The 13,351-nt window shown below is 39.9% G+C and carries 14 protein-coding genes; all 14 read right to left on the bottom strand.

Going from position 1 to position 13,351, the window contains the following annotated elements; all coding sequences use genetic code 11:
- Window positions 1-3 precede the first annotated feature (3 nt).
- On the bottom strand, window positions 4-510 hold the full coding sequence (locus LCP48_RS07610; RefSeq protein ID WP_004232660.1) for a QcrA and Rieske domain-containing protein: 507 nt from the start codon (window positions 508-510) through the stop codon (window positions 4-6).
- A 154-nt stretch (window positions 511-664) separates the two neighbouring features.
- The gene (locus LCP48_RS07605) at window positions 665-1,114 is read right to left on the bottom strand and encodes a DUF2487 family protein (RefSeq protein WP_004232658.1); all 450 of its coding nucleotides are present in this window, start codon (window positions 1,112-1,114) and stop codon (window positions 665-667) included.
- A 141-nt stretch (window positions 1,115-1,255) separates the two neighbouring features.
- Entirely contained in the window at window positions 1,256-1,813 is a 558-nt protein-coding gene (locus LCP48_RS07600) for a ReoY family proteolytic degradation factor (protein WP_004232655.1), read from the bottom strand.
- A 14-nt stretch (window positions 1,814-1,827) separates the two neighbouring features.
- A complete protein-coding gene (locus LCP48_RS07595; protein ID WP_004232654.1) occupies window positions 1,828-3,096 on the bottom strand; it encodes a tetratricopeptide repeat protein in 1,269 nt (422 codons plus the stop codon).
- Window positions 3,097-3,192: 96 nt separating this feature from the next.
- A complete protein-coding gene (gene aroA, locus LCP48_RS07590) occupies window positions 3,193-4,479 on the bottom strand; it encodes a 3-phosphoshikimate 1-carboxyvinyltransferase (protein ID WP_004232653.1) in 1,287 nt (428 codons plus the stop codon).
- Between the two features lie 59 nt (window positions 4,480-4,538).
- Entirely contained in the window at window positions 4,539-5,636 is a 1,098-nt protein-coding gene (locus tag LCP48_RS07585) for a prephenate dehydrogenase (protein WP_004232652.1), read from the bottom strand.
- Window positions 5,633-6,733, bottom strand: a complete 1,101-nt coding sequence (hisC, locus tag LCP48_RS07580) for a histidinol-phosphate transaminase (protein ID WP_004232650.1) — start codon at window positions 6,731-6,733, stop codon at window positions 5,633-5,635. The genes LCP48_RS07585 and hisC overlap by 4 nt, the downstream gene beginning before the upstream one ends.
- An 18-nt stretch (window positions 6,734-6,751) precedes the next feature.
- Window positions 6,752-7,120: a chorismate mutase gene (aroH, locus tag LCP48_RS07575; RefSeq protein WP_004232646.1), complete on the bottom strand. Its 369-nt coding sequence runs from the start codon at window positions 7,118-7,120 to the stop codon at window positions 6,752-6,754.
- Window positions 7,117-8,208 carry a 3-dehydroquinate synthase gene (gene aroB / locus LCP48_RS07570; RefSeq protein ID WP_225340827.1) on the bottom strand — a complete coding sequence of 364 codons (1,092 nt, stop codon included), beginning with the start codon at window positions 8,206-8,208 and terminating at the stop codon, window positions 7,117-7,119. Before aroB ends, aroH begins: the two co-directional genes overlap by 4 nt.
- A 3-nt stretch (window positions 8,209-8,211) precedes the next feature.
- Window positions 8,212-9,393 carry a chorismate synthase gene (gene aroC / locus LCP48_RS07565; protein WP_004232644.1) on the bottom strand — a complete coding sequence of 394 codons (1,182 nt, stop codon included), beginning with the start codon at window positions 9,391-9,393 and terminating at the stop codon, window positions 8,212-8,214.
- Between the two features lie 281 nt (window positions 9,394-9,674).
- Window positions 9,675-10,448, bottom strand: a complete 774-nt coding sequence (locus tag LCP48_RS07560) for a CheR family methyltransferase (protein ID WP_004232643.1) — start codon at window positions 10,446-10,448, stop codon at window positions 9,675-9,677.
- An 84-nt stretch (window positions 10,449-10,532) separates the two neighbouring features.
- Complete coding sequence (locus tag LCP48_RS07555; protein ID WP_004232641.1) at window positions 10,533-10,763, bottom strand: hypothetical protein; 231 nt, start codon at window positions 10,761-10,763, stop codon at window positions 10,533-10,535.
- 124 nt (window positions 10,764-10,887) lie between these two features.
- A complete protein-coding gene (locus tag LCP48_RS07550; protein WP_216485688.1) occupies window positions 10,888-12,513 on the bottom strand; it encodes a long-chain fatty acid--CoA ligase in 1,626 nt (541 codons plus the stop codon).
- 70 nt (window positions 12,514-12,583) lie between these two features.
- Window positions 12,584-13,351 (bottom strand): 3-hydroxyacyl-CoA dehydrogenase, encoded by a 768-nt coding sequence (locus LCP48_RS07545; protein ID WP_009370827.1) that lies wholly within the window; start codon window positions 13,349-13,351, stop codon window positions 12,584-12,586.

Raw genomic sequence — 13,351 nt, 5'->3', positions numbered from 1 at the left:
TACTTATTTAACTAGAGAATTTGCTTTAGCTGGACCAATCATTAAATAGCCATCTTGTTCTTGTACTTCAAATTCATCCAACGGACCTAGAGGCGGTGTACCTGCAATGTTTTTCCCGTTTTTCTCATAACGTCCTGCGTGGCATGGACAGAAGAATTGACCTGGGTGTGCAGAATCTCCATTCCAGTCAACCATACATCCTAAATGCTTACAAACAGGTGAAAGGGCAATGATTTGATCGCCACTTTTATAAACCCAAGCTACATCTGTAACCTGTGATTTATACCATGCATCCACTTGTTCATATGAAAAGTCCACTTTTACAGGCTCTTCAGTCAAGTCAGCGATTTTATGCTCTGTTTTTACAAAATCTCCACCCTCATGCTTTTGTAGCACAGGATCAATTGCAAAGCGAAGCATTGGCATTAGCATACCTGCCGCCATAAATCCACCTACACCAGTAAGAGTATAACTTAGAAATTGACGACGTGAAACTCGATTATTACTCATTATTTTCCCCCCTCTAACTTAAAGGTCAGTCCAACGGACATACTTTTACAAATAGTAATACTAGGACATATATATGATATATCAAGTCCATAGCTTGGTCAATATAGCATTCTGTGGAAAGCTGGAGAATGTGAACATTTATTGAAACTAATTGTTAAATCTGTGCCCATTTAGTCGAAAGCATTGGAATCACTTGTCGCAACTGATCTTCTAGAATGGATTTTTTCACACTAGCATCCATACTTTCTAATGGAATCGCTGGTAACCAAATCATATTGACTATCTCTCCACTCTTTGTCCAATAATGGTCACAAGTAATGAAGAACACATGCCTAAATCCAGCATTATGTAATTGTGCTTCTAATTGCTGTGGTAAATCATCGTTTTTTAAAGTTGTCATATAAGAAAATGGTGGCATGACTAGTAGACGACCTTTAAACTGTTGCTCTATAAAAGAAGTTAAAGACATGACAAAATCTACCTCAGCGCCACTTTGTTTCATTTTTTCAGAAGAGAGATCAATGGATACAAGTGGAACTATCGCGGTATCAATAAAATCTTTTTGTGCCATAAACGATGTTACATCGTTTGCATTAAAATACATTCAACAAACCTCCTTTTATCGCAAAATAAAAATGTCCTTTTCCACTCTTCGATAGGATACCCAATTAAAAGTGAAAACAATCATTCACTAGTAATGTTACCATATTGAAATGGATAAAGGACATTCAATTTTTACCTATAATTAACGTAAATTAGCCGTTTCCTTCAATGCTTGTAACAAATTAGACAATTCATAAAATCGCGCTTCATCTCCCTGGTCGAGGGCTTCATCAATTTGTGCGAGTAATTTCTCTTCCTGGAATACGAGTAAGCTATTGGAAAGCAGCTCTTCTGCCAGTATACGATCTTTTTCACTGACGAGCAGTGTTTCTGGCATATAAGGGTTTTCTTCAAGAACTGCTAAGTACTGTGCACTTGGTGGTATATTAGGAAAATTCAATTGTATATACATATCTTCTTGTTCATGTAAGCGTAAATCATGGAAAGACTTCTCAGCATCTGCCGTCATCACATTGCCTTTATAGAAACGAAAAGGCACACCTGTTGAGTCTACTGTCGACATCACCATTGCCCTAGGACAATAGTGAGCTTCTTCCACAAAACGGATTCTTTTTAACAAGTCATCATTACTTAATAGGTAATTTAAAATCCATACACACTCACGACGTTTCAATTGATAATTTTTTAAAAACCATCGAACAAATGCTTTTTTATCAACAACTGATACAGAAGCAGTCATACCCACTCCCTCCTTTACTCAAATTCTAAGGTTTCTAACTTCTCCTGCCACTCTGGTTCACCCGGTTGAATGTTGATTAATTGTCCAAGAACCTCTTTTGCCTCTGAACGCTTTCCTTCTTCTAATAAGAAGTAAACATATTTTTCTAAAAATGTTGCGTCTTCCTTAAAATCATTATATGCCAAACGGTAAAATTCGTATGCACGGTCGTACAATTCTAAATTTTCATATGCCTCTGCCGCAAATGGATATAAAGTGCTCCATTCAAAATCATTTTGCTGTAATGTCTCAAATAACTCGATCACATCCTCATGGCGCTCCTGTTGTCCAAACACTGAAATAAGCGCCAGTACCGCTTCCATATATTCAGGATCGAGCGCTATAGCTTCTCTCAGATGTTGCTCAGCTTCTTCTGGCAAACCATTCTTCAATGCCATTTTACCAGCAAATAAATAAAGCGATTTATCATATTCATCACGCTTTAACCCCTCTTGAATGGCAGCATAAGCTTTTTGATTATCCTCTGTCATTGCATAGCTTTCCGCAAGCAATAAATAGGCTGAAAAGTAATCAGGATCTAATTCTTTCAATTCCTCTAGTTGTTTAATAGCCATCTCGTATTTTTGTGACTGGAAGGCTGAATAAGCAGCTCCAAATAAAATATCGGGCTTTACTTCATCTTCAAGTGCTTTGACATAATAATCGAATGCCGTCTCATAGGCTGCACCTGCACGATAAACCTCTGCTAGTCGTTCGACAAGTTGAATACCAGCAAATTCATTTTGCTGCTCATATAAGTCCTCATACAGTCTTGCTGCCTCTAAAAAACGACCTGTTTCAAATAAAAGTTCTGCTTTCGCAAAATGTAATAATGGCTCGTCTGGTAAAATCGCTAATGCTTCATTTATACGCTTTTCTGCAACCTCAAATAACCCTTGCATTTGATAATAATCAGCTAAAACCAATAGCGCTTGTGGATATTCTGGTGAGGTTTCTTCAATTTCTAATAATAAATCTAATGCTTCATCTTCATTTCCAAGCTCCATTAGGACATTGGCACGATCTATTTTTAACTGTGCTTCTTCTGGGAATAAAAATTGTAAATGCTCCAGCACTCGGTCAGCTTCCTTCATGTACCCATACTGCATAAAAATTTCAGCAAGTGCGTAGATCTCCTCGGGTAACTCCTTCATTAAAAATGATTCTAGTAGCTGATCGATTAATGCTAAATCCCCTTGTTCAAGTGCTTGCATCATTTCAGTCATCGCATTGTTCACAGTCATTCACCTATTCTTTCGTTGATACCTTTATGCTACAAAACATTTACCTCTGAAACAAGAAAAAACTCCCCAAAAGCTTGGAGAGCCTCTCTTTAATTGTTACTTCACTGCCTCAATATGCTCAAAGAACGATGGGTAGGATACAGCAATACATTGTGCATCATCTAGTGTAACAGCTCCGTCTGTTAGTAAAGCTGCAACAGCACCCATCATGCCGATACGATGATCGCCATAAGTTTGAAGGTTTGCTCCTTTTAAAGGCGTTGGTCCCTCAATAATCATACCATCATCTGTTGCTTCGATCTGGGCACCAAGTTTCTTCAATTCAGTCACAACAGCCGTGATACGGTCAGTCTCCTTCACCTTTAGCTCCTCGGCATCTTTAATGATCGTTTGGCCATGTGCTTGCGTAGCAAGTAATGCAAGAATTGGAATTTCATCAATTAAACGAGGAATAATGTCTCCCTCAATTATTGTACCAGTTAAAGAAGATGTCGCGATTTGGATTGTTGCTGTCGGTTCAGCTTGATTATCATCATTCGGCGTTACTGTCATCGTGGCACCCATTTTTTGCAGCACCTCAATAATGCCATCACGTGTTGGATTAATGCCAACATTATTTAGTGTTAGCTGACTATTTTTGCAAATGGCTCCTGCCACTAAGAAAAAGGCAGCGGATGATATATCTCCTGGCACAGAAACATGCGTCCCATTGAGCGCTTGTCCTCCTTCAATGGATACTACGCCATTATCTACTTCTACCTGTGCACCAAATTGACGCAGCATTCGCTCTGTATGATCTCTCGAAACATCCATTTCTCTAACAATAGTTGTTCCTTCAGCACGCAAGCCCGCTAGTAAAATAGCAGATTTCACCTGTGCACTTGCTACAGGCATCTTGTAATCAATGGCTTGTAATTTTGTACCTTGAATGGCTAGCGGTGTATATTGCCCGTCTGCACGCCCTGTAATTTGTGCCCCCATCTGACGAAGTGGATCTATAACACGGCGCATTGGTCGTTTTCCAATGGAGGCATCTCCTGTCATGACAGAATGGACAGTAGAACCAGCTAAAATGCCTAGCATTAAGCGTGTTGTTGTACCAGAGTTACCCGTATATAACACTTCTGTCGGCTCCTGCCAGCCACCCATCCCTGGACTATGAATGGTTACATTTGTTCCTTCCACCTCAATCTGAACGCCAAGTTTCTGGAAGCAATCAATTGTACTTAAACAATCTTCACCTAGTAAAAAGCCCTCTACGGTTGTTGTTCCACTAGCAATGGCGCCAAACATCACAGAGCGATGAGATACAGACTTATCGCCTGGAACAGTTAAAGAGCCCTGTAAAGAAGGCTTGTTGTATTGCAATACTTTTTCACTCATGAACTTTTTTCCCTCCAATATGAAGATAGAAAGCGCCGAAATGCCGACGCTTTCTTATGCTAAGAAATATACGTTTCGAAATTTGCTCGTTTTTGAATACAGGCTGCAGCACGTTCGCGATCATTTTCACTTTGGAAGCTAATGACTAGAATACCGAAAACATCTTCTCGTGATTCAACAATGCGTAGATTTGTAATACTAATTGCTTCATCTGCTAAAAAGCCCGTCACTTCCGAAATAACACCTGGATAGTCAGGAACATCAACATATAGGTCGAATGGTGTATACATAGCCCCTGCACTAATCGGTAATTCATCTCTCAGTTCTTTGGCAACAGCAAAATAGTTTTCAATTTCCTGTGAAGAACCCTCCATCAGCAGTTCCTTAATGCGCGTCATTTCTTTTTCCCAGCCATCTAACTGTGTGAGGAGCTCCTCGCGATTTTGCAGCGTAATATCTCGCCATAAGATGGGATTCGAAGAGGCGATTCGTGTCACATCACGAAACCCTCCTGCTGCAAGAGAACGTGTCATTGGGTATTCCCCATTTTCGCCACCTAATTGATGGACAAGTGAGGCTGCAATAACATGTGGAAAATGACTCACCACCGCTGTCATGTGATCATGCTCACTGGCAGATACACTGACTACTTTTGCATGCGTAAATTTCAGCAAACTTTCAAGCTGTGCCATATGAACAATTTCTTCCCCAGCAAGTGGCGTAAGCATGTAATATGCGTTTTCAAAAAGATGGGCCTTAGCAGCCAGCACACCACTTTTATGAGACCCCGCCATTGGATGTCCACCAATAAACGTTATGCCAAGTTCCCGTAATTCGCTGGCTTTTTGCATAATTAGTTTCTTTGTACTCCCTGTATCTGTTACGATAACTTTATTTTTCAATGGCCATGATTTTAATTGTTCCATCCAATCCAGTGTTGCATTAACGGGTGTACCGAAGATAATAACATCAACCTCAGCCGCAACAGCCTGTGGATCTGGAACAATATCATGCACAATATTTAATGTTTTCGCATGCTCACGTGTTTGTGCGTCCATGTCATAGCCAATAATTTTTGTTTCAGGTGCTTTTTGCAAAGCAAGGGCAATAGAACCACCGATCAATCCCAGCCCTATAACAAGTACCTTACGTGTCATGCAAATACCCCTTGTTGTTTTAACACCTCATCAAGTTGGCTAAGCAATGTTGCATTTTGAGCCTCTGTTCCAATTGTCACACGGATAAATCCTGGTAATCCTAATGCATTACCACTGCGCACAATAAAGCCTCTTTTCATCAGCTCTTGGAAAACAACATCACTATCAGCATGGGTATCAAAGAAAATAAAGTTTGTATCAGATGGGAAGTATTTCAAATTATGCTTTTCACAAAATTCTACATATTGTTTTTTGCCTTTTTCATTGGCTTCACGGCAGGCTTCAATATAATCTTGGTCACTAAGTGCAATGGCAGCAACAGCTTGACTTAAGATTGTATTATTGAATGGTGCACGCACAGGATCAAGCTTAGCAATAACATCAGGTTGGCCAATAGCATAGCCAACGCGGAACGAAGCTAAGCCATATGCTTTAGAGAATGTACGCAGTAAAAGAACATTCGGATATTCTTCAATGATTGGTAACGTATCCTTGTGGTCTGGATGTGTAACATATTCAATGTATGCCTCATCAAGCACGACAAGGACATCGCTTGGAACCTTTGCAAGAAAGGCACGCAATGCAGCATCAGGAATGACAACTCCTGTAGGATTATTTGGACTACATACCCAAACAATAGAAGTTTGGTCATCAATTGCAGCCAACATTGCCTCTAGATCATGTGCTCCCTCTTGACAAGGCACTTTACGTACTTCAGCACCTTCAATTTCAGCATTGTGCCAGTATTGAGAGAAGGAAGGGTCGGCCATAACCGTGTTTACCCCTGGATACAACAGAGCACGAGTAATAATCGCAATGATGTCATCAGAGCCGTTACCAAAAAGAAGCTGTGTCTCTTTCACACCTAGATGATTTGCCACAGCAGTACGTAGGTTTTGTGCATAGCCATCTGGATAAAGTGCATGATTCACTGCATTATTTTGTAAATAAGCTGTTACCTTAGGTGAGCACCCGAATGGATTTTCATTCGATGCCAATTTAATAACTTCCTTTAAGCCATATTCACGTTGTACTTCTTCAATTGGTTTACCTGGCTTATATGCTTGCATACCGTCCAATTGTTGTTTCCACTTCATCTAAAACATCTCCTCTACTTATTTAGCCTGAGCCAAATCTGGTCTTAATTTCACTGCATCATTGAGATACAAGTGCTTTACATCTTTTTGGGCTACCTCTACGTTTGCATGTATTAATACACGAATACATAATGGTAACGCTTCTGGCACATCCATTTCATGTGTACACATAACAGGGACATACTGCCAGCCATCCATCAAGCGTACTGCACGAGCAGGAAATGCTGAGGTAATATCTGGCGTTGTTGAAATGAGGATCGATGCGATATCATCAATGTCCACATTATTTGCTGCCACAACCTCACGCACTAATCTTGCTGTCTCATCCCATACAAGCTCTGGCTTGTCAGATTCAATTGTTATTGCTCCTCTAAGTCCACGAATCATACAAGCACCTCCGCTAATAACTGTCTATATTCAGCATCTATTTCTTGACATTCTTCTATATCAATAGCTTTGACGAAAGGATTCCCAATTTTCTCCAAAAGGATAAACTGTAAAATGCCATATTCCGCTTTTTTATCTTTCATTAGGTAGCTAGATAATTGTTCAAATGAATAATCACCCACAGCCTCAAAAGGATAGCCGTTTTTTATCGCAAACTGTAAAAAGGATCGGGTGAACGTTCGATCAAGTTCTCCATATCGTTCACTCAATAGAAGACAATAGACGAGTCCAATCATAACTGCCTCACCATGAGCCACTTTGCCATAACCCGCAGCTGCTTCAATGGCATGTCCATATGTATGGCCTAGGTTTAAAAATTTTCGAACGGATTGCTCTGTTTCGTCCTCAGCAACAATTTGTGCTTTCACTTCAATCCCTTTTTTTAGTTGCTTTGCTAGTTCATTTTGATTAAAATGGATCACCGAATCTCCTGCCATTAATTCCTCCAGCCAGTTCGGGTCAGAAATCATGGCATGCTTAATTAACTCTGCTGTTCCTGAACGTACCTCACGCTCTGATAAACTTTCTAAAAGAGCTGTATCATATATCACGCCTTCTGGCTGATAAAATGCACCAATCATATTTTTTCCTAGTGGATGATTAATGGCAGTTTTTCCTCCAACTGCGGAATCATGCGCTAGAATAGTCGTTGGAATTTGAATAAACGGAATCCCTCGCATATAGGTTGCCGCAACAAAACCTGTTAAATCGCCAACTGCTCCTCCTCCAAAAGCAAAAATGAAGGATTTTCGGGAGCATTTTTGCTCTAATAAAAATGTTTGAGCAGCGTTGTATTGATCAAAGGTTTTGCATGCTTCTCCACCTGGCAAAATAAAGGCCTCAAAATGGTACGGGAAATTTGCTTTGAAATACTCTCCCTGTGCTGCCCAAACATTGACATCTGTAAACACAAAGAGCTTATCCGCTTTTTGAAGTTTATCAGCAAATGCCTCCACAGCTTCAGTTAGAAATTGATGCCCAAGAACAACTTCATATTGATGCGATTTTGTTGCTACTGGTACACGCATAACTTAGAACCCCTTTGTATATTGACGATGCTCGTCAATTTGAGCTTGTAATTGTGGTAGTTGATCACTATGGAATTGCTCTAAAATTGCATTCGCTATTTCCCAGGCAATAACATGTTCTGCAACTACAGACGCTGCTGGTACTGCACAGCTATCAGAGCGCTCAACACTCGCTTTAAACGGCTCTTTTGTTTCAATATCTACACTTTGTAATGGTTTATATAAAGTAGGAATTGGCTTCATCACACCACGTACAACAATTGGCATACCTGTTGACATACCGCCTTCTAAGCCACCAAGTCGATTGGTTGCACGAGTATAACCTTCTTCTTCAGACCAGATGATTTCATCGTGTACTTCAGAACCTTTTCGACGTGCCATTTCAAAGCCAAGTCCAAATTCTACTCCTTTAAATGCATTAATGGATAGCATAGCAGCAGCAAGTTTCGCATCCAACTTGCGATCATAATGTACATAAGACCCTACACCTGCTGGCATGCCTTCTACAATGACTTCTACAACACCACCGATCGAATCACCGGCTTTTTTCGCTTCATCAATTGCCTCAACCATTTTCGCAGAGGCGATTGGATCTACACAGTAGCAAGGATCCGCTTCGACAATTGCACGAATTTCTTCCGTTGTTTTTCCTTCTATTAAAGATGTATCAGCTTTAATTCCCACTATCTCTGTAACATGCGCAACAATGGAAATGCCTAGTTCATTAAGTAACGCCTTTGCTACAGACCCAACTGCTACACGAACAGTTGTTTCACGCGCAGAGGAGCGCTCTAATACATTCCTTAAATCTCGGTGACCATATTTCATGCCTCCGACTAAATCTGCATGACCTGGTCGAGGACGTGAGATTTGACGCTTAATATCTTCAGGGTTGATATCATCAGCTAATGGCTCTGCTCCCATAATTTTAGTCCAGTGCTTCCAGTCATCATTTGTGACAACGAGTGCAACAGGAGATCCAAGTGTCTGACCATGACGAACACCAGCTACAATCTCCACAGTATCTGTTTCGATTTGCATGCGGCGCCCACGTCCATGACCTCCTTGGCGACGTTTTAAATCGTGATTAATTTTTTCTGCTGTAATGGGTAAGAGTGACGGTAAACCCTCAATAATTGTCGTTAATTGAGGTCCGTGTGACTCACCTGCTGTTAAGTAACGCATAAACACTTTCTCCCTTCAACTCGCTAAAGTATGTATTTTTCACTATAACATATATTCTTTAAAAAAACAGTCCTTTTACGAATGTCTTTTAAGTAGTTACCATTTTCATAGATCTAAATGTGAATATTCTGAATGAAAGTCATAAAAAACACCTCGCTAAATTTTATAAAAAATACGCCTTTGCTTATGATAAGCGAAAAGCGTATGAATTATCTATGTTTAATGCTTGGTCAACTTTATGTACAATTGTATCATTTGTACAAAGCTTTTCATCCATATTATTAATTATTTTTACGATAGAAGAATGTGTCTTCTACATCAAATTCATAACGTGCTGGATTAAAAATTTGCTCTGTCGATCCAACAAATAAAACGCCATCCTTACGCAGTGCTTTACTAAAATTATTATAAATTTGATCTTTCGCTTCTTCTGTAAAATAAATCATGACATTGCGACAAACAATTAAATCATAATTGCTGTCATAAGAGTCATTCAATAAATTATGTTTCTTAAAGGTTACACAACGCTTAATCTCATCCTTCACGCGATAGAAGGAGCCTTCTTGTTCAAAATACTTTGCTTTAATATCACTTGGCACCTCTGCTAAAGAGCGTTCAGGGTAGACACCTAACTTCGCCTTTTGTATTACATTCTCATCTAAATCAGTGGCAATAATTTGAATTTGAGATAAAGGCACCAATTGAGATAATACCATTACTAATGAATATGGTTCTTCTCCTGTCGAACAAGCAGCACTCCAAATTTTTAAGCGCTTATTAGTTTGTAAAAGTTTCGGAAATATTTTCTTTTGTAATACTTCCCAGCGCTTTCCGTTGCGATAAAATTCAGAAACATTGATCGTCATACGATCTAAGAATTCATTCATTAAATCTCGATCTTGTTCGAGTGCCTTTAGAAAGTCTACAAAATTACGATAGCCCTTTTTCTCATAAAGAGAGGTTAATCGTCTTTTCATTTGCGCTTCTTTATATAACGCTAAATCTATTCCTGTTTTGCGCTTAATACCTTCTATAAACTGTTCATAATCAGACATATGGTCATCTTCCCCTCTAGCGTCGTATTACCATTATAGCGGAAAAGTCCCAATCCTGAAATAGTCTTTCTCCTGTATGCAAATCTACTTGCTTGCGTTTTGTTTTTCCTCTAAAAGTAATACTTTCGACTGTTCTAATTCAAGTCTCATTTTTTCTGTTTCAATCGTATAAGTTTCTAACCTAAGCTTTTCTAATTCTACTTCTTTTTCAACAGCTTTCAGTTTTATTTTTTGTTGTCTAGTATGAGCGTCTGTAAAAATTCCAGCTAGAGAAATAATGACGCCTCCAATTATCGCTACAATGGCAATTGACAATCCGTTCACTTCCTTTCGTTATTACGATTATACGGCAAAATGGAAAAAATAGTTTCATTTTTCAGGAATTTATTCCAATAAAAAATGAAGGTAGTTTTCACCACCCTCATTCTATCCATTATCGTTAGACTTGTATGCGATACTCTTTTAAATCTTCTCGTAATTTAGCCTTTAAGAATTTACCTACAGACGTTTTTGGTACTTCGTTAATGAAGACAATATCATCAGGAACCCATGTTTTATGGAATTGGTGCTGTAGACTCTCTAGTAACTCTTCTTTAGTAATCGAATCCTTAAACTCTGGCTTTGCTACGACACAAGCTAATGGTCGCTCCAACCACTTTTCATGTGGAATGGCAATAACAGCTGCCTCAAAGACCTTTGGATGGGACATTAATGCATTTTCAAGCTCTACTGAAGAAATCCATTCGCCACCACTCTTAATTAAATCCTTTGTACGGTCGGTGATTTTTATATAGCCATCTGTTGTCATCACAGCAATATCGCCTGTATAGAGCCAGCCGTCTTTAAAGGCCTCTTCCGTTCGTTCATCCTGATAATACTCGTTGGCAATCCATGGGCCTCTAATGGTAAGCTCTCCCATCGTTTTGCCATCCCAAGGTACTTCACCATTTTCATTGACAATCCTTGTATCAATAAGAGGCATTGTCATACCTTGTGTAATCCGAACATTCATTTTTTCATCAGCCGTATAGTCCTGCATATGTGTTAAATACGTGGATAGGCTTACAAGAGGTGAGGTTTCTGTCATACCGTAACCTGTCATGTATGGGATATTAAGTTCTTGCTCAAAGCCTCGAACAAGACCAATTGGTGAAGCAGAACCTCCACAAACAATTAATCGCATAGACGATAGGTCACGAGGGTTTTGACGCTGTTCCTGTAGAACGCCTAGCCATATAGTCGGTACCCCTGCTGTCAATGTAACTTTATATACATCAAATAATTCAAGCAATAGCTGTGGTGTAAACATAGGTCCCGGTAAGACCTGTGTAGAACCAAATGCGACACTGGCAAATGGTAATCCCCATGCATTCGCATGGAACATTGGTACAACAGGTAACACCACATCCGACTCACAAATCGCAATACTGTCAGCGAGACCAGCTGTTAAACTATGAAGTACAATACTGCGATGTGTATAGACTACTCCCTTTGGCATGCCCGTGGTTGCACTTGTATAGCACATGCCTGCGGGTGTATTTTCATCTAGATCTTCTGGGAATGTGAAATGTTCATCTGCCTCCGCAAGTAGCAATTCATAGGAAAGAGCATTTGGAATCGGTAAAGTTTCTACTGCAACAGCATCACCCATAATGATATAATGCTTTACCGTTTTCAGCTGAGAGACGATCGGTGCAATTAATGGCACCAGATTATCATCTATTAATAATATTTCATCCTCGGCATGATTGATGACATAGGCAATATGCTCGGGGGATAATCGAATATTAATCATATGCAATACTGCTCCTGCACATGGTACAGCAAAATAGGCTTCCAAATGGCGATGGTGATTCCAAGCAAATGTGCCCACCTTCATTCCCCGATCCATCCCTAGTTTCGTCAAAGCATCGGCTAATTGGCGAGTCCGTTTCACATATTCTTTATACGTAAATTCGTGAATAGTAGTGGGACTTGTTCGAGAATAGATTTTCTTTGAGTGAAAAAATCGTTCTGCACGATACAAAAAACTTGTTAATAATAAAGGTGTATCCATCATATGCATGATACCGCTTCCCTTCATCTACGATTTTAGAAACAATCAAAACAAAAACTATTTGAACTAGATTTTGCCTTTACCTCGGTTGCATGCGAATGGCACCATCTAGTCGAATGACCTCTCCATTTAACAAGCCATTGTGGATAATACTTTCAACCAAAAGAGCATATTCCGAAGGTTTACCAAGTCGTTTAGGGAATGGTGTCATTTGAGCAAGAGCTGTTCGTGCAGGCTCAGGTAACGAAGCAAACATTGGTGTTTCAATTAATCCTGGCGCTATGGTCATCACTCGGACACCGATTTCCGCAAGCTCCCTTGCAATGGGCAACGTCATTGCTGCTACGCCACCTTTTGACGCGCTATAAGCAGCTTGTCCGATTTGCCCATCAAATGCAGCCACAGACGCGGTATTAATAATGACACCACGCTGTCCATCCTCATTTGGCTCATTATGTTGCATTTTTTCTGCCACTAGACGGATGACATTAAACGTGCCAACTAAATTAACAGCAATCACTTTTTCAAATAACGCAAGGGCATGTATACCACGCTTCGAAATAACTTTACTCGCATCTGCTATCCCAGCACAGTTCACTGCGACATTGATCTTGCCAAAAGCTGCAATAGCCTGCTCAAGGCCCGTCGCCACGTCCTCTTCCTTTGTGACGTCCACTCGTGCATAAAGGACATTTTGACCTAATTCCTCCACTAGAGCTTGTCCACGCTCATCATTGACATCAAAAATAATTGCTTTGCCACCCTGTCCTATTAATTTCCGAACGGTTGCCTCTCCTAAACCAGAGGCACCCCCTGTTACGACTGCCACCACTTCATGTTCTTTCAT

Origin of the sequence: Lysinibacillus capsici, assembly GCF_020217405.1 — a bacterium.
Lineage (GTDB): Bacteria > Bacillota > Bacilli > Bacillales_A > Planococcaceae > Lysinibacillus > Lysinibacillus capsici.
This window is presented reverse-complemented; position numbering and strand designations above follow the sequence as displayed.